This is a genomic window from Lacticaseibacillus thailandensis DSM 22698 = JCM 13996 (genome assembly GCF_001436135.1).
In the GTDB taxonomy this organism is placed as follows: Bacteria; Bacillota; Bacilli; order Lactobacillales; family Lactobacillaceae; genus Lacticaseibacillus; species Lacticaseibacillus thailandensis.
The window spans coordinates 356152-375991 of record NZ_AYZK01000001.1 but is presented as its reverse complement, the minus strand read 5'-3'; the positions used below and the strand labels follow the sequence as shown (position 1 = coordinate 375991).

The window sequence follows — 19840 nt, the reverse complement described above, 5'->3', positions numbered from 1 at the left end:
GTCCGCCTTTTACAATTCTTGTTTTCGCATGATCATGCTTGATGCAACTATGCTAACTATTAACAATACTAGACTAACAGTCACACTGCGCCAAGCATCATTTAAAGACAAAGTCCTTAAACTGATTCCAGTAGCAGCATTAAAAAAGTCCAGGTAAATTAACCAGTGCCACGCCGTCACCAAGCGCACAATTGATAAACCAACTGGCCACACCACAACAAACACTGCGGCAATTACGAGAGATTTGGTGGCAATCAGAACAATAATTGCTAAGCTAAATACGACGCTAATGAAGAAAGTTATTACAAATAGGCTCGTTCCGGTAAAGTTGGCTAATTGCCCAATTGTAGAGCCCAGCGTGCGTCCTGCAAGCATGCCGGTCACGAGCGTGACAGCAAAATACCATACCATCGCCGCCAATATATCAATCAACATCACCACATACTTACTCAGCACAAAACTCAACCGCGAAGCTCCCGATACTAGGGTGCTTTTGTACGTGTGTTGACTGAACTCGTAGCCGATAACGATCACAAAAAACGCAATGAATAAATACAACAAAATGGAACTTGAAAGGGTAGCACCGCGAACGCCATCATATATGCTCCAATCGTTTTCCGTCAGTTGATTCAACAATTTTGTTTGGCCATTAATCATAATGCCGCCGGGGGCCTGGCATCCGCAAGTTATCGCCGCATACACTGCGATCACAATAACCATTAATGCGATACCACGCGTATGCAGCTGCCGATAAAAATCGGCCCGAATTTGATTAATCATGCGCAACCGCCCCCCTTTTTAATCAGTTGTGTGAAGTACTCTTCCAACGATCTTGACTGTTGGGTAATACTTGTCACCGCAATACCGGCTTTAACCAACATGGCGTTTAATGCGGGGGCCTCAATTTGACCAGGTGCTACTGATATTTCATGATCGTTAATCACTGTAAATTGCTTGATACCTTGTACATCCAATAGTTCAGCGGCACCTTCGACCGAATCGACTACTAAGCGTAATCCACCCGCATTTTCTTGGTCCAGCGCCTGCTTGCTCAGCTCTTTAATAATCGTGCCATTTTTCAAGAATCCAAAAACAGTTGCGACTTGGTAAAGTTCGCCCAAAATATGACTGGAAATTAAAATCGTCGTCCCAAATTCGGCGTTAAGGCGGTGCAAAAGCTGTCGAAATTCGACGATACCTGTGGGATCAAGCCCGTTAATTGGCTCATCAAGAACCAGAAAGTCAGGGTGAGCCAAAATTGCTGTGGCCAGCCCCAGTCGTTGCTTCTGCCCCAAAGACAAATGACCGGCCTTAGTTTTACGTTTTTCCGTTAACCCAACAAAGGCAATTGCACGCCCAATTTCTTGATAGTCACTGAGACCGTGTTGGATTGCGGTGAGGTGCAAATTCTGAGTAACCGTTAGTTTAGAATAGGCAGCTGGGGATTCGATGATTGCCCCCGTCCGTCTGAGTGCCATGCGGTAATGCCGTGCATCTTCGCCCAACAACATGATTGCGCCCTGCCGTAGTGGTGACAAACCGCAGATCAAACGCATAAGGGTCGTCTTCCCCGCACCGTTTTCGCCAATTAAGGCATAGATGTCACCACGGTGTACCGTCAATGATAAATGATTAAGCACCTGGTAACGGCCAAATCGTTTGGATACATCTTGAACCGACAAAACTGTGTCTACCATTTTGAGGCCCCCTCTACATTTTTTAGTATAGTGGCCAATTCTTAACTGCTTCGTGAAATAAACCTTAATTCCTTCTTAATTGCAATCGTTTACTTTCATGAATACGAACTGCCGTTATTTTTGTAGACACGGTACTTGCCAAACCGAGTATTAACAACTCCATGACCGACGGTCGTTTAAATTGTGTTGTGCAGACTCACCTGGCCTTCTTGATAGTGGTAGTCCCTGGATACACCCTTAGGAATCAGATTCATTATATGCATCCTGTATTTGACATATTTTCCAGCAATTCACGCAACGGAGTGACAGCAAAGCGCACGGTAGATTCAACTGTGGAAAATAAGTATAAGCATGTGCGTATTCAAAAAGCCCGAATTAACGGACTTTTTGCTAATTATATTCAGATGTGTCAGAGGTGTCCTATCCAATACGAGTCGCATTGCCAACCGGCCTTGTTTCAATCATTTAATGTTTGCCAAGGCTAATACTCTCACAGTTAGTTATTGCGATAGTTGTACCGATTTTCGTCGGGACTGTAAAGGCAACGCGGGCGGGTTACCGCAACGGGGAAAAACTACCAAAAGCCCGCGTGGTGCGCCCATCAATCATCAGGACCCACCACGCGGGCGTGTATTAATTTTCATGGCTGTACGTAACACTACCTATTTTTTTGTCTCGAAGCCACGCTAGTCCTTAAACTGCGCGACCTGATCCAAAGTGTTACGCCCAGTAACGAACTTGTTGACGGGCGCGTCCACGGGGTAGCCCAAACCGATGCCCATCAAGATGGATTCATCATCCGGAATTTCAAACTCCGCACGGATCTCTTTGGGGTAACGGACAAGTTCAAAGGCGGGAATGCCACTCACACCGCGTTCCGCGGCTGCCAGTAAAATACCATAACCGTAAGCACCCGCATCATAAGCCGAGTAATTCGACGCGTCTTTGGCCACGGTGATATACACAATAGCGGGTGCGTTGAACAACTTGCCGTTCCAGCTACCTAACTGGTCGCCGTGCGGGTCTTGCTGCAAATGCTGCTGCCAATCGGCAATGTTGCTAGCAGGATACTTACCCCAGCTTTGCGGTGGGACAACTTCCGTCCAGCTCTTGGTGCCGTCCTTACGCGCCCGCTCGTGAGCGGCACGGATGCGCGCTGCCGTTGCTCCCATAGCAACATATGCCTTCCACGGTTGACTATTTTCCCATGACGGTGCTTGCTGAGCCTCCGTGAGAATTGCGTTCAAGACATCACGGTCAATTTGGCGGTCCGAGAACTGCCGCGCAGAGTGACGCTCAGAAATAAAACTTGCTTCAACCAAAATGATAACCCCCTACACACATTTTATTGATGCCCGTAAACTGGCAGGAAATATTCCTACCGTTGCTTACTAAATATAAGTATATACTACTATAAGAAAATTTGCCAATTGCTGACTTGACGGACTGCTGACACGCTAACACAAAAAACACCACCTACCACTAATCCTCGTTGGTAGATGGTATTGTGAGGTTACGATTGTTGGTTGCGCCATTCATTGACCACGCCCAGTGGATCCGCTTTGCGCAAGATTGCCTTTGTACGGTCAGGCGGAAACGGAGCCTCGCTCGGCGCGTAGTACTGTAAGTTAACAATGATACCATCGGCTTCTCCATCCCCACCGACCGGGACCACGACGCGGTCACCCACCACGTAATCGGTGGTGGCCAAGTAACTATACGCACGATCGCCATGGGGGAATAGGACCTGCGCATACAAAATTTCATCCTGCTTGGCTGTCGGCAGATTGATGACGTGCGGATCCAACATCGCCGGTGCTACCGATGACATCCAGGTACGCAAGATAGCGGCCACCTCGCCCCAGGCAGGTATTGGGTGATCCTGATTGAGGGTCCCATGGACCGACTTAGCCGCCTTATCTCGATAATTCCACGTGACCGTCAAGTTGTCCGCAGGGTCAGCCAATAGCGTCACTTCAGTGGCGGACGAATCTGCTAGTAAATCAAGTAGCCGTCCCACTGACTCATCCACCACGCGTGTTTGCACCTGTCGGGTCGGTCCTTGGTGCGTGAAGGACACCGATTGGTCACCCCGCCGCAGCACCAAGTCTTCTTGCACTTTCGCCGCAGGTTGATAGTGCGCACTAAACCGTTGCAACCGGTGCGGTGCCCCATCCATCAGCAGCAAGCCGGACACGTGGAGCAGGTCGCGCAACCGTTCAGACAATCCCTGATCCTCGCCCACGATTAAGGGACCCGTGCGGCGCTGACGCCCGGTAGTGCTGACCACCGTCAGTTCCCAGTTACCCGCATCCATGACCGACCAATCATCCGTGCCAGCACCAGCCAAGTCCGCCAGCGCCGTGAGTAAAGGGGCCAACGCCTGCGCATCCACCTGTCCGTGATGGGTCCGCGGCGGACCTTGCACGGGCTGGTCGACCTTCACCATACTTCCGTCGCGATTCACCGTTACTTTCTGAGCCACAATCGCGTCCTCAGTGCGGCGACCAAACGCACCATCGAACGACTCAATGATGATGGTGCGAATGTCGACCAAGGGCAACGTTAAAGTAGCCAGCCGCTGAAACGCCCGGGTTAACCACCACCAGGAAGAATGATCCAGTTCACCATCGGCAAGCCAATGACTAATTTGCTCCCACCGGGCCGCAATGCTATTGCCCAGAGCCAGTGGATCGTCAAAGGCGTCCAGGAGGGCCACGGCGGCGGGCCCATCATCAAACACTAAGTGCGCCCGAAATGCCACCGGCACTGACACAAAATTATCCGCCACCAAACCCGCACCCTGCAGTTCGTCCGTGAGGTTGATATTACTCACTGGCGCGTCCCGATTATCGCTATCCGCAAACCATGATGCCCACCGTTGCGCCAGTTCGTGTAAATCCTTTCGACTTAGCATTGGTCGTGCCCCCTCTAATCGTGTGATGACCCCACTACTCACGTTACTGGCATACTAACACATCAACCAGGCGGCAGGAACATTCTCGGGAAAGCTGGGGTTAACAATTTGCACGTATCAAAAAAGCCCTCCCGTTACGAACGGAAGGACTGTTTACAACCATGATCAGTGGCTTAGTGCATACTCTCGACTTTGGTCAACGCCGCCTTCATGACGATGTCGTTGGCACTAATTTTGGCGCTCAATTTGGTGACCAGCTCACTGATGGTATCTTCATTGGCGACCCCAGTGGCTGCCAATCCTGTTTTACTCTGGAAGGCTTTGACCGCTGCCGTGACGGTACTGCTGTAATAACCGTTGGCCGTCCCGGCGTTGTAGCCCAACGCATTCAGTGCCCGCTGGAGGGACTTCACACTCTTGTTGGCGTCTCCTTCCTTCATGCTCGTCACCGTAATGGCGGGGATGTTGGCGTAGCTAGGGTTGGCCACATGTTCAGTTGGCTGGATACCCTTATGGTTGATCCACGTGCCGTTTGGCGTTAGCCACTTGGCAATCGTCAGCTTGAGTTCGTTGCCGCCGCCCATATCCGCAACGGTCTGAACGGTCCCCTTACCAAAGCTCTTCTGCCCAACCAGCGGAATGTGGGCTTGCTCGTTGAGCGCGGCGGCCGTAATTTCGGCAGCGGACGCGGAATCACCGTCGATCAGTACGACGGTCGGCTCCGTGATCTTGAAGCCGCCATCGTACTTCTTGCCAGCCTTGTACACCTCCGCCTCGGCCCCACGTGACTTGACCTTCAGGATCGTCTGGCCATTCTTCAGGAACATCGAGTCAATCGCGAGCGCTTCGTCGAGCACCCCACCTGGATTGCCACGAAGGTCCAGAACAAACTTCTTTGCCCCCTCTTGGCGCAGTTTCTTAACGACCCGCTTCATTTCCTTACCGGAGTTATCCGTAAAGGTGGTAAAGGTGATGATCCCGACCTGCTTGTTGCTGCTATCGAGTTTACCCGTGATGCTGGCCACGGTCACTTTGGCCCGTTTCATGGTGAAGGTCATGGTGTGACCGTCACGCTTAACGCCCACGGTCACCTTGCTGCCGATCTTGCCACGCACCTTAGCCACAATTTTATTCAGGTCTTGTTTCGTGACCGACTGACCATTGACGCTCACAATCTGGTCACCAGCCCGGATGCCCGCCTTCTTAGCGGCACTATCAGCGTTGACCGATTCAACAAAGACGCCACTACTCCGCTGCTCCATGGTGGCGCCAATCCCACCGAAGGACCCGGAGATTTCAGTGTTCAAACTGGTCGCATCCTGGTTTTGCAGGTAGACCGAATAGGGATCCTTCAACGAGTTCACCATGCCACTAATGGCACCATTAACCAGCTTCTTGCTGCTGGTCGTTTGATAGTAATTCTGCGAAATCGTTTGGTAGGCCTTGACCACTTTGCTCATGTCGCTCGGGACGGCCGCCGTGGTCGTCGCTTGCTGCGCATTGTGGATGGCTGATGCACCGTAGCCAATGCCCCCACCTAACACGAGGGTCACGACCATCCCCACCGTGGCAGCCCAAACGGGCACGCCATGACGGTGTGGGGTATCTTGTGGTGCTGGTTGTTGCTGCTGTTCGTCTTCGTTACTCACGCTTGCCTCCGTCGCCCTTAGGAACGCCGTTCACGGTACAACTGGTATGCCGCGTCGAATACGTCCATGCTGGGCAGGTAATTACCATTTAGTTCGAGATAGTTACTCAATGTATCAAAATCCGTTTCCTGCTTGGGGAAGGCCTGATCCAAAAACGCGTTCTGGGCAAAGGTGGCCAGTTCCCCGTGATCGTTGGGATTACGCAACGTCATCAGGAAGCGATAAAACGGTTCGGTCATTTGTGCTCCTTCCAGTGCGCATCGACAAACTCCTGGCGCTGTGCGTGTTCGGCCGCATACCGCCGGGGATTCTTTGCGTAAAACTGCTGGTGTTCGGGCTCAGCCGGGTAAAATGGGCCCGCATCCTCGATTTGCGTCACGATGGGCTGATCAAACATCCCGGACGCTTCCAGCTTGGCTTTGGACGCCTCCGCAATCCGGCGCTGCTCCGGTGAGTTCACGTAAATGACCGGGCGGTAGTTGTCGCCACGATCCTGAAACTGCCCCATAGCGTCGGTCGGGTCAGTCTGCTGCCAGTAAATTTCCACCAAATCAGCGTACGAAATCACGTCCGGATCAAAGGTGATCTCCACTGCCTCCGTATGGCCCGTGGTGTGACTCTTGACTTGCTCGTACGTCGGGTTGGGTACGTGACCCCCAGTATAACCCGACACCACATTTTGGATGCCCGGCTGTTCCTCAAAGGGTTGCACCATGCACCAAAAACATCCACCCGCAAAAATTGCTGTTGCCATATGAATACCCTCCTGTCTACTTCGCGGCCTTGACCGTGTAGCCCGTGACGTCAATTTCGTCGTGGACCAGGTCGATTCGGTCCGCGCGTACGCGTAGCCCGTTGCCTAACTTGAGTTTGTTTAATCTTAGCACAATCATCTTACGCTTGGTATTAACTTCCACCATCCCCGGTAGCTTGTAGTTGTTCGCCACGTAACTCATGACGTAGCTAACCGGGACGCCTAGTTTACCAACGTTGATCTGGGTGACTTTCAGTAGCACGTTGCCATTCGTTTGCACGTACGGATCCAGTACCATGCCGAAGTGGACTTGGGTACCAAAGAATTTGAAGGTACCCTTTAAAACCGCGTGGTTACCAACTGAGAACGAGTACTTCACGTCACCCGCCTTCAACTGGTGGCTGAGGTAGGTGGCAATCAGGCGGTTGACCTCTTTCTTGGTCATACTGACGTGCATGACGTCGCCCGCCGACTTGACCGGTTTAACCGCAGTCGTCGTTTCGACTGGACGTGATGCTTTGTACACCAACGTGCCGCTGGCACCAACGACCAGTCCCAACAGAACGATAAACGCCCAAAACCACCAACTGATATGGCGCCGTGGCTTAGTACTGGTAGTCGCCGCCGTTTGCGCGCGATTGTGCTCTCGCCGTGATGCTTGCTTGGGTGTGTGCTCATTGTTTGCCATTATTCCCATTCATCCTCCGTTGCTGACATTGCTGACCATAACTTGGCCGTCATCTTGACGTAACCCGCGTTGTTCGGGTGGAAGTGATCCTTGGTGTAAATTAGGTGGTTAGTCAAGTTCGACTTACCCGCCTTCATCGACCGTTGATCGGCCGCCGTCCCCTTCGACAAAACCGCGTTAATATCCACAAAGTGGACCCGGTGAAGCGTGGCTGCCGTCTTCTTGGTCGCCGCGTTCCAATTATTGACGCTGGTCTGCATCTTCGTCAGATTCGGGAAGTACACGTAAAACGGGTTGTAAATACTAAACAAGTAAATCGGCGCATTTCCATTATACTTGCGAATAGTCGCAATTAACGTCTGCACGTGCCGCTGGAACAACTGAATACCATGGTTCACATCCGCCGTATTGATGTTGTTGAGGTTATTTTGTAGGATGTGCATCAGGTCGTTACCACCCACCGTTAGCGTAATGGCGTTGGCCCGTTTGAGCTGGGCCTGCATTTTGGTGTTGTTGCGGACCCGTTTGAGAATTTGCAGCGACGTGTCCCCGGTCACCCCATAATTACTGGTGTGCACCGTGGCCCCCGTCTCCACGCGAATATCCTCCGCAATTAGTGGCACGTAACCGCCTTGGCCGGTCGTATCGCCCACCCCATGAGTCAATGAATCACCCACGGCGACCACGTTCACCGCACCGGTCGTTGAGTTACCGCCACCAGTTGCTAATGGTTGCGCGTTATGCACGAATAGGGTAGTACAGCCAACACCGACCACTACGGCCATCGCTAGCACCACCAGCGCGCGTATCATCCGTTTCAATATCAAATTATTCATCCCTCGTTTACGCAAACTGTCCTCAAAACAGCTACTAATAATTATAATTTATGGTAGCACAAAATGGCCCCTGGCTCAGTGGTCACCTGCTGGTTTAAGAATTTTCTTGTCCCCAGTCTTAACACGCGAAAAAAGCCATTCCTCAACGGAACGACCCTCTTCACGCATTAGCTGCGCAATTTAATCTTCGTAATACATAATCGCAAAGGCGCCTTTGCCGGCGTGGGTAGCGACAATGGGGCCCGTCCGGCGTACCAAGACGTCAACCCCGGGCACCGCCGCCCGAATTTGTTCAGCAATAGCATCAGCCCCTGACGTCTCATCAACGTACGAGACCCCGATTGACTTGATGCCCGGTTTTTGACTCATCGTTTGCACCACGTCGTCCACAAACCGCTTAATGGTCTTCATGCCCCGGCCCTTTTTCAGGATGCCCAGCTCACCATGTTCCATGGTCAACGCAATCTTGATGTTCAAAACCGACGTAATCATGCCCGCCGCCCGGGATAGACGACCACCCTTAACGAGGTTGGTCAAATTGACGACGCCCATCCGTAAGGTTGTGTGGTCCTCAACGGTCTTGCACCGGGCCACAATGGTATCCACATCAGCACCTTGGGCCGCCAGTTTCGCCGCCTCAATGACTTGAAACGCCATTGCGCGGTCGGTCAGACCGGAATCAATCACCGTCACGTCACCATCCACCATTTCGGCAGCCTGGCGCGCTGCGTTCACCGTCCCGCTCAGGCTCTCCGCCAAGTGGATTGAAATGACCTGGCTTCCATCCGCCGTGAGCTGCTCGTACTTCTCCACGAACGACCCAATCGCCGGCTGGCTGGTCTGCGGTAGGTCCTTGGCCGTGAACATCTTGTTCACAAACTCATCACGCGTAATGGTTTCTCCATCAGTATAAACGGTGCCGTCGATCATCACGGTCAGCGGGATAATGGTTACCTGATACTGAGCGATTTCTTCGGGAGTCATCTGCACCGAAGAATCGGCCACAATTTTGATATTGGTCATCTGTACGCCACTCTTTCTGGTCTTTGCTTAGTTTGTACCATGTCAGTATACCGAAACCAGGGGCTAAAATCTAGCATAGATTAAATAGTTTTCAAAACTAGCTGTAGTTGACTTTGAAGTCGCAACCCGCTAGGATGTAGTTATGGGAACCAGTTAACCTTGGGGGTAGATGAATGCAAATGACCGCTAACCGTTTAAAGTCTCGCCGCTACTTAATCAAAAATGAAGTGTGGAGCGCCGTTACCCACGGTGTTGGCATTGCGTTGGCCATTACCGCCCTGGTCCTTCTGCTTGTGCGGGCCGTACCAACCGGTGATTGGACCCGTATCTGGTCGTTTGCCGGCTTTGGGATTGCCCTCATCGTGCTGTACACGTCCTCCACGCTGTTTCACGCGTTGTACTTTACGCGGGCACGCAAAGTGTTTCAGGCACTAGACCACTCCAGCATTTACGTACTGATTGCCGGGTCCTACTTACCCTACTGCCTGGTAGCCATCGGGGGGCCACTTGGTGTGGGCTTGCTCATCACCATTTGGGCCTTGTGCCTGACTGGCATCCTATTAGACTGCCTGGCGGCCAGCAAGCGACTACACAAAATTGAAGTGGCTATCTACGTGCTGCTCGGCTGGTTGTGCCTGATCGCGATGGTACCATTGTGGGAACACCTCGGCGTGATCGGCTTCTGGTTGCTGGTGGCTGGTGGCGTGGCCTACACGGTAGGGGCCTTGATCTATACCCGCCGTAGCATCCCCTATATCCACGTGGTGTGGCACGTCTTTGTCATGGTGGGCTCCGCACTCATGTTCGTGTCCATTTATCTGTTCGTTTAACCACTTACCGCACCCAATCAAAAATGCAGGTCGCATCCGTTCTGACAGATGCGACCTGCATTTTTGGGCTATTCTTAATCGTCTACATACTCATCGAGTGCTAAATACCGTTCCATCAGCTGGTCTTCCTGAGCGTTCAATTCATCCAACCGTCGTTGCTGACCCGCCAACGTCTGGTAGTCATAGCCATCCGTTGCGGCCATAGCGGCCTGCAGATCACTAATTTGTTGGTCTAGGGCATCAATTTGTGGCATCAAGCCCTCGTACTCCTTTTGCTCCGCGTAAGTGAGCTTGACCTTCTTCTTGGCCGTTGGGGCACTGGTCGTCGTAGACTCGCGCTTGCGCGGCTGGTCCGTGCTCTTCGTGGCGGGGGTGGCAGCATTTGCTTGTTCCTGCTGCCGCCGCAGGTAATCGGTGAACCGCCCCACGGCACGCTCGATGTGTCCCTCACCGCCAAAGATGAACAGCTGCTCCGCCACTTTATCCAGAAAGTACCGGTCATGGGACACGGTGATTACCGTACCCGGAAAACTATCGAGATAGTCTTCCAGGACGGTCAGCGTCGCAATATCCAAATCATTAGTTGGTTCGTCCAGTAACAGCACGTTGGGTTGCTGCATCAACACTTGTAACAGGTATAACCGCCGGAGTTCGCCACCAGACAACCGGTCGATCCGCTCACCGTGCATGGCGCGCGGAAACAGAAAGGCATCCAATAATTGCGTCACGCTCTGGTGCTCACCGCGATTGTTGGTCACCCCTTCACCGACAGCCTGAAGGTAACTAATGACCCGTTCATTCCCGTCCATTGGTGGCATCTGCTGCCGGTAATAACTGAACTTGACGGTCTCGCCAATATCCAAGGTTCCGCTATCTAGCGGAATTTGACCGGTAAGCACGTTCAACAGCGTGGACTTACCGGCTCCATTGGCGCCCGTGATACCGATGCGCTTACCGGGTTGCACTAGCCAGTTAAAGTCGTCCAGAATCACGTGCCCACCTAAGCGTAGGTTGGCCCCGGACATCTCGATCACCTTTTTGCCCAGCCGTTGGGAGCTGATGTCAATATCAACCTTAGCGGTCGGCCGCTCCTGCTGACCGTTACTCATGTCCTTGAAGCGGTTGACCCGCGCATTTTGTTTCGTCGTGCGGGCATGGGCGCCCTCGCGCATCCAGGCCAACTCGTGTTTATAGAGTTGCTGTTGCTTGTGCGCCATGGCGTCTTCGCGTTCATTCTGCTCAGCCTTTTGGGCAACATAATCTTGATAGTTACCAGTAAACGCCTGCAAGTGCCCGCGGTCGAGTTCCCAAATCTGGTTGGCGACGCGGTCCAGGAAGTACCGATCATGGGTCACGACCAGTAGCGCACCCTTGTAAGCCGCCAGATACTTTTCCAGCCAGGCTACGGAATCAAAGTCGAGGTGGTTCGTCGGTTCATCCAGCATCAAGAGGTCGGGCTGCTCGATCAACACCTGGGCGAGGCCGACCCGCTTAGCCTGGCCACCGGAGAGCGTGCCGATTTTCTGACTCAAATCATCCAGGTGTAATTGCGTCAAGATCGTCTTAATCTCGGTCTCGGCATCCCACCCATTAGTCTGGTCCATCTTGGCCATGGCCTTGGTGTAGCGTTCCTGTACCGCATCGCTCATCGGCGCATCACCGTACGCCGCCAGCGCGGCCTCGTATTCACGAATGGCCGCAAAGACGGGGGCGTCACCGCCGTACACTGCATCCATAATCGTGTCACCTTGAGGCAGTGCTGGCTGCTGGGCCAGATAGGCAATCCGGTAATTCTTGGGGGTGTCGACGGACCCCGCATCAAATGGTGCGGTGCCGGCTAAGCCCGCCAACAGGGTAGTTTTGCCCGTACCGTTGACCCCAATTAGGCCAATACGGGTACCCTCATTGATCAAAAAATTAACGTTTTGTAGTAACTGTTTGTCGCCATACGCCTTACTAATATCGGTGGCGGTTAATGTTTGCACTAATACTTACCCCTCTCACTAATCTGCTTGGTCCGCGGCCTGCACGTAGGCCAACAAGGCCGTACGCGTGTTGGCTACCGTCCCGGTCACCACGGCTCGTTCCGCTCGCCGTAACGCTTGGCCCATCGCGCGGCCAGGCTGCATGCCCGCCGCAATCAAATCACTGCCGCTCAACGCCAACTCATCTTTGTGATGAATACTAAGTCCATCATAGGCAGCACGAATGGCCGTCACGTCACGATCGGGGTGGGCACACCCATACGCCGTTAGGGCGACCGTAACACCACGCGTACCAGCAGCATACAACGTCCAGTTATCGGGCACCGTGCCGCCTAGCGCTGGCCACATGGATGTTGCCGCTTGCACCGCTTCAATCAGGTCGTTCGACTGCTTCCACGCCCGCAAAAACTTGCGCGGCGCAACACCCAAGGTGACCACCAAGAGCGTCCAAGCGACCGCGGCGTTAGGCCACTGACTAGCGGGCAGTGCCGCCAGTTGGGCCAACGCTGGTCCCGCCGCCGCAAACTGGGGGCAATACTGGTACAGACCGGAGTCAATCAGGGTGCGCAAACCCGCGCGCCGGTCAATTCCCAGTAGCAAGCGCGTAAATTCCGTCGCAATGCGCTCCACCGCAATGTGCTGTAGCAACGGCGCGTTGTCACTGATGCCCTGGGCCGTGGCTGGTTCCAAGGTAAACCCGAGCTGGCTTTCAAACCGCACCGCCCGCATCATGCGCAAGGCGTCTTCACCAAAGCGGTCATCGGGGTTGCCGACGGCGCGCAACACGTGGTCATGTAGATCGGCCAACCCGTTAAAATTATCGATGACGGTGCCGTCGTGCCGTGCAGCCAACGCGTTGACGGTAAAGTCCCGCCGTAACTGGTCCTCCTTGAGGGACCGCACAAACTGCACGCTGTCCGGACGCCGAAAATCCTGGTAGCCCGACTCCGTTCGGAAAGTGGTGACTTCATAGCCCGCGCCATGGTCGAGCACCGTCACGGTCCCGTGCTGGATGCCCGTGTCGACGGTACGCCGAAAAATCCCCTTGACTTCAGCCGGATAGGCAGAAGTCGCAATATCCACGTCATGAATCGGTAACCCTAACAGGGCATCACGCACACAGCCACCCACAAAGTAAGCCTCAAACCCCGCATCCTCAATACGCTGTAGAATTGGGATGGCCGCCTGAAATTGTGGGTTACTTAAATCAACCTGCATGAGTTACCTACCTCCGTTAATCATTCATTTCATCTTTGCGTTTGCGCAATGTAACTGCGCGCAAACTAAGCCTGCGTATCCGAATCATTTAAAACGTCCAACCGCTCCTGTGCGTCGACATCGTCGGGCTCCAGCTGCACGAGCCGCTGTAAGGCTGCCCGCTCTTCGGCCGCAGCCGCCGTTGTCCGAAAGAACTGGGCAATGTCCCGCAGGAATGCGGGGCGATCCTGAAAGGTACTAAACGCCAACAGGTAGTTAGCCCGCGCCTCGTCGTAACGTTCCAATTGCTCCTGCGAACGCGCCAGGTTCCAGTAGAGCTGTGGATCACTGTTGCCGTCCGCATCCAGGGCGCCGAGAAATTCAACGTTCTCTTCGTGCCGACCCTCATGTAACAAGAAGTTACTCCAATCCAACCGGTGTGCCTGGTTGTTGGGGTCGATCTTTAAGGCCGCTTGCAGGTACCGTTCGCCGGTCTCAGTGTCCTCCAAGTCCAGGGCTAAGGTGCCACCCAGCGCGTATAAATCGGCGTTGGTATCGTCCTGGGCGACCCCGGCCTGAACGGTTTGTAACGCACCACTGGTGTTGCCCGCAGCCTGCTGGGCCTGAGCTAGGGGCAGGTACGCACTAGTATACGTCTCGTCCTGGCCAACAACGCGTTGGAGCGCATCCACCGCGTCTTTGTATTCCTTCAACTCAATGTCCATCACGCCGAGTTGGAACGTCTCATCCAACGTTAACGCGTCGATCCCCACGTCGTCAAATACAGCCACGGCGTCCTCGTACCGACCCAAGTTGCCTAACGCTTCCCCGTAACGTCCGCGGACGTTCACTCCAGCAATCAACTCTTCGCCCTGGTCGAGCAAACGCAGGTAAGCAGCGGCGGCATCTTGCGTGTGACCCCAGGCTCGGTTCAGCTCTCCCTGAGCAAAGGTGATCACCGGTTCATCCGGCGCCAACTGGGCGGCTTCGTGCAACTTTTGGGCACTCACTTCATACAAGCCTTGCGTTTGGTACAAATCGGCCACGGCCAATAATGCCTGTACGTAGGCGGGATTGTCTGGCTTGACCCGGTCTAGGTAGTTTAAGGCCGCGTCGTTATCACCGTCAGCCACCGCAATGTCAGCCAACGCGGTCAACACGTCACCCTCATCGGGATACTTTGTGAGGAGGTCCGTGTACAGTTGTTTGGCCTCAGGTGTAAACCCGATACCATACAATTCCTCAGCTAGATTAAAGCGCGTTTCGTCGTCATCGTGTTTCCGTGCCAACTTGAACAAGTGGTGCGCCCGATCCAACTGGCCGCCCTCAATTGCGTCTAACATTTGTGCTGAATAGCTATCACTCATTATTATCCTCCTCATTCGTTACTGATCTGAGCCTGGTGGTACGGGTTGAAGCAGTGCTGTGCTGCAATTGCTTTCCACCCGCGGGGTACGGCTCTCGCCAAAAGAAAAGCCGAGTCCAAATCGCTTTGGGCTCAGCCGTTCTAAGTACTATTGCATCTCCGTTAATTACTTAACGGCGTCCTTCAAGGCCTTACCAGGCTTAAATGCTGGTACCTTGGATGCAGGAATCTGGATTTCAGCGCCAGTCTGCGGGTTACGACCCTTGCGGGCAGCACGTGCGCGGACCTCAAAGTTACCGAAACCAATCAGCTGGACCTTTTCGCCCTTAGCCAGACTATCCTGGATAGAACCGAACACTGCGTCAACAGCGGCCGTAGCGTCCTTCTTAGTCAAGCCAGTTGCGGATGCAACGCTGTCGATAAGTTCTGCTTTGTTTGCCATGTGTATTTCACCTCCGTGATGCAGTTAGTTATTCTAACCACAAAATCCACCATATTAGTGGTTTAAGAATGAGGAAATAATGAGCACCTAAGCAACACTATTTCACACGTAAATATAGCATGGAAAAGGCTTTATGCCAAGCGTTTTCGTGTTTTTAGCCAAAAAATCAGTATATTTAACACGCTGGTCATAAAATTTTTCACAATATCGCGACTACCGCCGTCAACCCGGTGTTATTGCCGTCTCCGGGCAATTAAATGAATTGGCGTCCCGTCGAAATCGAAGGTCTCCCGTAGCCGGTTAATGATAAACCGCTGATAGGAAAAATGAAGCAGGTCCACGTCATTGACAAAGACGATAAATGTTGGCGGCTTGATGGCCACCTGAGTCATGTAGTAGATCCGCAGCCGTTTCCCGTTAATGGTTGGGGTCGGCGTGACCGTAATGGCTTCATCGAGCACATCGTTCAGCACACTACTTTGGATCCGCCGCGACTGGTTTTCTGCGACCTGCATAATCAAGCGCGGCAGTTGGTCCAGCCGCTGCTTGGTCTTGGCGGACACAAACACGATGGGCGCATAATCCAGGTACTGGAACTGATCACGCACATGATTCTCAAAGTCCTGCATGGTGTGCTGATCCTTGTCCAGTGTGTCCCACTTGTTCACCACGATGACGATCCCGCGGCCAGCTTCGTGGGCATATCCCGCGACCCGCTTGTCCTGTTCGCGAATGCCCTCTTCGGCGTTGAGCACCATCAGGACCACGTCCGACCGGTCGATGGCCCGCATAGCCCGCAAAACGGCGTACTTTTCGGTGTTTTCGTACACTTTGCCCCGTTTACGCAGACCCGCAGTGTCAATCATCGTAAACTCATTACCTAGCGCTTCAAAGTGGGTGTCAATGGCATCCCGCGTGGTTCCCTCAATATTGGAAACAATCACCCGGTTTTCGCCCAAAATAGCGTTGACCAGGGAAGATTTGCCGACGTTCGGCCGCCCAATCAATGAAAACTTGATACTATCATCCTCAGCCTCTGCCTGATCCTCAGGGAAGGCTTTCATGACGGCATCCAAAACGTCACCCAGGCCCAACCCGTGGGTTCCCGACAGCGGTAGTGGCTCACCAAACCCCAAGCTGTAGAAATCGAAGATGTCATTGCGCCGTTCGGCGTTATCGACTTTGTTCACGGCCAGCACCACCGGTTTATCCGCACGGTACAAAATCTGCGCCACACGCTCATCAGCGTCCGTAACCCCGTTCTCAACGTTCACCAGGAACAGAATAACGTCAGCTTCATCAATGGCAATCTCCGCCTGCTGGGTAATCTGCTGCACCAGCGGCTCATCGCCCATGTCGATCCCACCGGTGTCGATGACGGCAAACTCCCGGGTCAACCACGTTGCGCGCCCGTATAGCCGGTCACGCGTGACACCAGGGGTATCCTCAACAATGGCCTGCCTGGTACCCACGATGCGATTAAAAATCGTTGATTTACCCACGTTGGGGCGCCCAACAATTGCTAGTGTGGGAATACTCATGTTGTCCTCCTATCAAAAAACGCTGAGCCGTTGGCCCAACGTTTACGTATCACTAATAACCTAGTTAAGACTACTTGTTGTCGTTGTCCTTACCAGCATCCTTAAGAGCATCACCTAAGATGTCACCCAGGGAGAAGCCAGAGTCATCCTGCTGGTATTCAGCCGGAATGTTCGTCCGACCACCATTACCGCCACGACGACCGCGGTTGTTGCCACCGTTGTTGTTACGACGAGGACGGTTGTTACCACGCTCCTCTTCGTGAGCACCTTCTGGGGCTTCAGTCAGGGCCTTGATGGACAAGCCCAGACGGTGTGCGGATGGGTCAACAGAAAGTACCTTGACCTGCACTTCTTGGCCTTCCTTTAGCACGTCAGCTGGAGTACCGATGTGTTCGTGAGAAATCTGGGAAATGTGAACTAGACCCTCAACACCAGGGAATACTTCAACGAAGGCACCAAAGTTAGTCAGACGACGCACAGTACCAGTCAATACAGAATCAACTGGAGCCTTTTCTTCAATACCATCCCATGGTTCAGGCAACGTGGCCTTGATGGACAGGCTGATCCGATTGCGATCTGGATCCAGGTTCAATACCTTAACCTTAACGTCCTGACCGACCTTCAGCACATCACTAGGCTTGTCAACGTGGTCAAAGGAAATCTGCGAAACGTGAACCAGACCATCGACCCCGCCCAAGTCAACAAAGGCACCAAAGTTAGTCAAACGTGCAACCTTACCGTCAAGCACATCACCAGGCTGAATCTTCGCAAAGATTTCCTTGCGGGCTTCGGCCTTCTGCGCTTCCAAAACGGCACGGTGCGACAAGATCAAGCGGTTGTCCAGTGGTTCGATCTCAATGATCTTGAACTCCAGTTCCTGACCTTGGTACTGCTTGAGGTCTTCGACAAAGTGATCAGCAACCATCGATGCTGGTACAAAGCCACGCACACCTGCGTTAACAACCAAGCCACCCTTAACTACAGAGGTGACAGGTGCAGTAATGGTCTCGCCGGCGTCCGACTTGGCCTTCAATTCGTCCCAAACCTTCTTCGATTCGAGGCGGCGCTTGGAAAGCAGGAACTGCCCGTTTTCCTTATCCTTACCAATCTTGCTAATAATAACCAGATCCATCACGTCGCCGACCTTGGCAACATCGTGGATATCTTCGATTGGCTGGGTACTTAATTCTTTAAGTGGCACAACCCCTTCCACGCCGGTACCTTGGATGCCCACCGTTAACTGCTTGTCCTCAATTGCCAGAACTTCACCCTTAACGGTATCACCAACATTGACCGTTTGAACGCTGTTCAGAGCGTCCGCCATGGTTTCTGGGTTTACGCTGTTTTCACTCATGCCAAAAAATCCTCCTTAACGACTATCATCAAATGCCAGTATACATGATACGCAGCACTTTTGCCAACTTTTCAGGGATAGTTTTTTAATTATTGTAATTTATTTTGGGGACCCGGACTGTTCACCGGCTTTTTGCCCCAAGCGTTCATCATGTAAGCGCAATATTTCGGCTACCACCGCGTCAATCGACATGTGGGTCGTGTCGATACGTACCGCATCCTCAGCCTGCTTCAACGGTGACGTTGCCCGGGTTGAGTCCTTGTGATCCCGAGCCGCAATTTCTTCTTCAAGCACTGACACTGGCACGTCAATCCCCTTAGCCTGGTTGTCCAGAAAGCGTCGACGCGCCCGTTCAGCCACGCTCGCGACCATGAACACTTTGAGTTCTGCGTGCGGTAGCACCGTCGTCCCGATATCCCGGCCATCCATGACGATGTTGCCCGCAGCGGCAATATCCCGTTGGCGTTGTGTCAGGTCCGCCCGCACTGCCGGAATTGCGGCCACGGCGCTAGCGTTATTAGTCACATCTTCTTGGCGAATGGCCAGCGAAACGTCCTCACCATTCATCAAGACCTGCTGACCGGTGGCAGTTGGCTTAAAGTCGATCCGTAACTGCGGTAAGCGCGCCGTAATCGCTGCAGCATCGTGGACATCGATGCCGTTACGCAAAGCCATCAGCGTAACCGTGCGGTACATCGCCCCCGTGTCACAATAAATATAGCCTAGCTTGGTCGCCACTAACTTCGCGATGGTGCTCTTGCCGGCACTTGCCGGACCGTCGATTGCAATCTGCATTTGTACTTACATTCTCCTTTAAAGTTAAAAAATACCCATAGAAATGGGCCGGGGCACACGGCCACAGCCCAGCAACGCCACTCATTGATTTGACTACTTGACTTTCAGCACCTGACCCGGCGTGACGGAGGTACTAGAACCCATGCCGTTCAACGCCTGAATCTGCGACAACGTCATGCCGTGGTTGGTGGCAATGCGGTAAAGGTTATCGCCAGCCTGAACGGTATAAGTACCCGCCGCGCTGCTAGAACTGCTGGAACTCGAACTAGCACTACTACTGCTACTCTGCGCGGTACTAGTACTAGAGGCACTGGTAGCTGCCCGGCTACTTGCCGCGGCAGCTTTACTACTGGACTTGGCCGACCGCGCTTTAGCTATGCTCGCCTGCTTGGCACTACTGCTCTTCTTAGCGGCTGCCTGGCTGCTCGCCCGGGACGAACTCGCGGCCTTGGCTTCACTCCGACTGCGCGCCTTGGTACTCGACGATACGGACAAACTAGTCGAGTCCTGCGAATCCGCCGAATTTTGCATCCGCTTATCGACCGCCATCCAAATGATCGGCACCAGTAGAATAACAATCAAACCCACCGTGATTGACCACGTCAAGACGGAGTTACCATGACTACGACGGCGTTTTTTTACCCGTGAGTAGTTACCCTCGTCGTCTAAATCGTCGTCAAACTTGGTGTTCCATGGTTCTTGGGGTTGGTTTTGCTGGTTATCGTGCTTATCCTTGGGTGTCTGGGCCACGGTCACCGCCTCCTCT

Annotated in this window: 19 protein-coding genes; 1 reads left to right on the top strand and 18 read right to left on the bottom strand. The window is 53.2% G+C overall.

The window, feature by feature from the left end:
* Nucleotides 1–9: 9 nt before the first annotated feature.
* The 10 genes from FD19_RS01715 to FD19_RS01670 all read right to left on the bottom strand — a co-directional run bounded on the left by FD19_RS01715 (nt 10) and on the right by FD19_RS01670 (nt 9564).
* Nucleotides 10–780 carry a P-loop NTPase family protein gene (locus FD19_RS01715; protein WP_056968973.1) on the bottom strand — a complete coding sequence of 257 codons (771 nt, stop codon included), beginning with the start codon at nt 778–780 and terminating at the stop codon, nt 10–12.
* Entirely contained in the window at nt 777–1697 is a 921-nt protein-coding gene (locus FD19_RS01710; protein ID WP_054749390.1) for an ABC transporter ATP-binding protein, read from the bottom strand. Before FD19_RS01710 ends, FD19_RS01715 begins: the two co-directional genes overlap by 4 nt.
* Nucleotides 1698–2383: 686 nt before the next feature.
* Nucleotides 2384–3019 carry a nitroreductase gene (locus tag FD19_RS01705; protein ID WP_054749389.1) on the bottom strand — a complete coding sequence of 212 codons (636 nt, stop codon included), beginning with the start codon at nt 3017–3019 and terminating at the stop codon, nt 2384–2386.
* A gap of 191 nt (nt 3020–3210) precedes the next feature.
* Nucleotides 3211–4614 carry a hypothetical protein gene (locus tag FD19_RS01700; protein ID WP_054749388.1) on the bottom strand — a complete coding sequence of 468 codons (1404 nt, stop codon included), beginning with the start codon at nt 4612–4614 and terminating at the stop codon, nt 3211–3213.
* Between the two features lie 173 nt (nt 4615–4787).
* The gene (locus FD19_RS01695; protein WP_225353405.1) at nt 4788–6263 is read right to left on the bottom strand and encodes a S41 family peptidase; all 1476 of its coding nucleotides are present in this window, start codon (nt 6261–6263) and stop codon (nt 4788–4790) included.
* Between the two features lie 17 nt (nt 6264–6280).
* Entirely contained in the window at nt 6281–6502 is a 222-nt protein-coding gene (locus FD19_RS01690; protein WP_054749387.1) for a YozE family protein, read from the bottom strand.
* The gene (gene msrA / locus FD19_RS01685; RefSeq protein WP_156639602.1) at nt 6499–7023 is read right to left on the bottom strand and encodes a peptide-methionine (S)-S-oxide reductase MsrA; all 525 of its coding nucleotides are present in this window, start codon (nt 7021–7023) and stop codon (nt 6499–6501) included. Before msrA ends, FD19_RS01690 begins: the two co-directional genes overlap by 4 nt.
* Before the next feature lie 10 nt (nt 7024–7033).
* Nucleotides 7034–7705, bottom strand: a complete 672-nt coding sequence (locus tag FD19_RS01680) for a YpmS family protein (protein WP_056968971.1) — start codon at nt 7703–7705, stop codon at nt 7034–7036.
* Nucleotides 7705–8517 (bottom strand): SGNH/GDSL hydrolase family protein, encoded by an 813-nt coding sequence (locus tag FD19_RS01675; RefSeq protein ID WP_235804137.1) that lies wholly within the window; start codon nt 8515–8517, stop codon nt 7705–7707. The genes FD19_RS01680 and FD19_RS01675 overlap by 1 nt, the downstream gene beginning before the upstream one ends.
* A gap of 204 nt (nt 8518–8721) precedes the next feature.
* Complete coding sequence (locus FD19_RS01670; RefSeq protein WP_054749384.1) at nt 8722–9564, bottom strand: DegV family protein; 843 nt, start codon at nt 9562–9564, stop codon at nt 8722–8724.
* A gap of 179 nt (nt 9565–9743) precedes the next feature.
* On the opposite strand from FD19_RS01670, the gene trhA reads away from it, so the two are divergent.
* Nucleotides 9744–10394, top strand: a complete 651-nt coding sequence (gene trhA, locus FD19_RS01665) for a PAQR family membrane homeostasis protein TrhA (RefSeq protein WP_156639600.1) — start codon at nt 9744–9746, stop codon at nt 10392–10394.
* Between the two features lie 74 nt (nt 10395–10468).
* Here the strand turns inward: trhA and FD19_RS01660 are convergent, their stop codons facing one another.
* The 8 genes from FD19_RS01660 to FD19_RS01625 form a co-directional block, all read right to left on the bottom strand.
* Nucleotides 10469–12379 (bottom strand): ABC-F family ATP-binding cassette domain-containing protein, encoded by a 1911-nt coding sequence (locus FD19_RS01660; RefSeq protein ID WP_056968969.1) that lies wholly within the window; start codon nt 12377–12379, stop codon nt 10469–10471.
* A gap of 18 nt (nt 12380–12397) precedes the next feature.
* Nucleotides 12398–13597, bottom strand: coding sequence for a CCA tRNA nucleotidyltransferase (locus tag FD19_RS01655; protein WP_056968968.1), 1200 nt, complete (start codon nt 13595–13597; stop codon nt 12398–12400).
* Nucleotides 13598–13662: 65 nt separating this feature from the next.
* Nucleotides 13663–14943 (bottom strand): tetratricopeptide repeat protein, encoded by a 1281-nt coding sequence (locus tag FD19_RS01650; RefSeq protein WP_054749383.1) that lies wholly within the window; start codon nt 14941–14943, stop codon nt 13663–13665.
* A 165-nt stretch (nt 14944–15108) separates the two neighbouring features.
* Nucleotides 15109–15384 carry an HU family DNA-binding protein gene (locus FD19_RS01645; protein ID WP_054749382.1) on the bottom strand — a complete coding sequence of 92 codons (276 nt, stop codon included), beginning with the start codon at nt 15382–15384 and terminating at the stop codon, nt 15109–15111.
* A 233-nt stretch (nt 15385–15617) separates the two neighbouring features.
* The gene (gene der, locus FD19_RS01640) at nt 15618–16925 is read right to left on the bottom strand and encodes a ribosome biogenesis GTPase Der (protein ID WP_054749381.1); all 1308 of its coding nucleotides are present in this window, start codon (nt 16923–16925) and stop codon (nt 15618–15620) included.
* Between the two features lie 70 nt (nt 16926–16995).
* The gene (gene rpsA / locus FD19_RS01635; protein WP_056968967.1) at nt 16996–18279 is read right to left on the bottom strand and encodes a 30S ribosomal protein S1; all 1284 of its coding nucleotides are present in this window, start codon (nt 18277–18279) and stop codon (nt 16996–16998) included.
* A 99-nt stretch (nt 18280–18378) separates the two neighbouring features.
* Nucleotides 18379–19074 (bottom strand): (d)CMP kinase, encoded by a 696-nt coding sequence (gene cmk / locus FD19_RS01630; protein WP_054749380.1) that lies wholly within the window; start codon nt 19072–19074, stop codon nt 18379–18381.
* A 93-nt stretch (nt 19075–19167) separates the two neighbouring features.
* Nucleotides 19168–19824, bottom strand: a complete 657-nt coding sequence (locus tag FD19_RS01625) for a LysM peptidoglycan-binding domain-containing protein (RefSeq protein WP_056968966.1) — start codon at nt 19822–19824, stop codon at nt 19168–19170.
* Nucleotides 19825–19840 lie beyond the last annotated feature (16 nt).

Excerpts from the sequence above, each read along its gene's own strand:
- FD19_RS01700 (WP_054749388.1), bottom strand. The coding sequence starts at position 4,614 with ATGCTAAGTCGAAAGGATTTACACGAACTGGCGCAACGGTGGGCATCA.
- FD19_RS01710 (WP_054749390.1), bottom strand. The coding sequence starts at position 1,697 with ATGGTAGACACAGTTTTGTCGGTTCAAGATGTATCCAAACGATTTGGC.
- FD19_RS01680 (WP_056968971.1), bottom strand. The coding sequence starts at position 7,705 with ATGGCAAACAATGAGCACACACCCAAGCAAGCATCACGGCGAGAGCAC.
- rpsA (WP_056968967.1), bottom strand. The coding sequence starts at position 18,279 with ATGAGTGAAAACAGCGTAAACCCAGAAACCATGGCGGACGCTCTGAAC.
- FD19_RS01670 (WP_054749384.1), bottom strand. The coding sequence starts at position 9,564 with ATGACCAATATCAAAATTGTGGCCGATTCTTCGGTGCAGATGACTCCC.
- FD19_RS01650 (WP_054749383.1), bottom strand. The coding sequence starts at position 14,943 with ATGAGTGATAGCTATTCAGCACAAATGTTAGACGCAATTGAGGGCGGC.
- cmk (WP_054749380.1), bottom strand. The coding sequence starts at position 19,074 with ATGCAGATTGCAATCGACGGTCCGGCAAGTGCCGGCAAGAGCACCATC.
- trhA (WP_156639600.1), top strand. The coding sequence starts at position 9,744 with ATGACCGCTAACCGTTTAAAGTCTCGCCGCTACTTAATCAAAAATGAA.
- FD19_RS01675 (WP_235804137.1), bottom strand. The coding sequence starts at position 8,517 with ATGATACGCGCGCTGGTGGTGCTAGCGATGGCCGTAGTGGTCGGTGTT.
- der (WP_054749381.1), bottom strand. The coding sequence starts at position 16,925 with ATGAGTATTCCCACACTAGCAATTGTTGGGCGCCCCAACGTGGGTAAA.
- FD19_RS01645 (WP_054749382.1), bottom strand. The coding sequence starts at position 15,384 with ATGGCAAACAAAGCAGAACTTATCGACAGCGTTGCATCCGCAACTGGC.
- FD19_RS01715 (WP_056968973.1), bottom strand. The coding sequence starts at position 780 with ATGATTAATCAAATTCGGGCCGATTTTTATCGGCAGCTGCATACGCGT.
- FD19_RS01655 (WP_056968968.1), bottom strand. The coding sequence starts at position 13,597 with ATGCAGGTTGATTTAAGTAACCCACAATTTCAGGCGGCCATCCCAATT.
- FD19_RS01690 (WP_054749387.1), bottom strand. The coding sequence starts at position 6,502 with ATGACCGAACCGTTTTATCGCTTCCTGATGACGTTGCGTAATCCCAAC.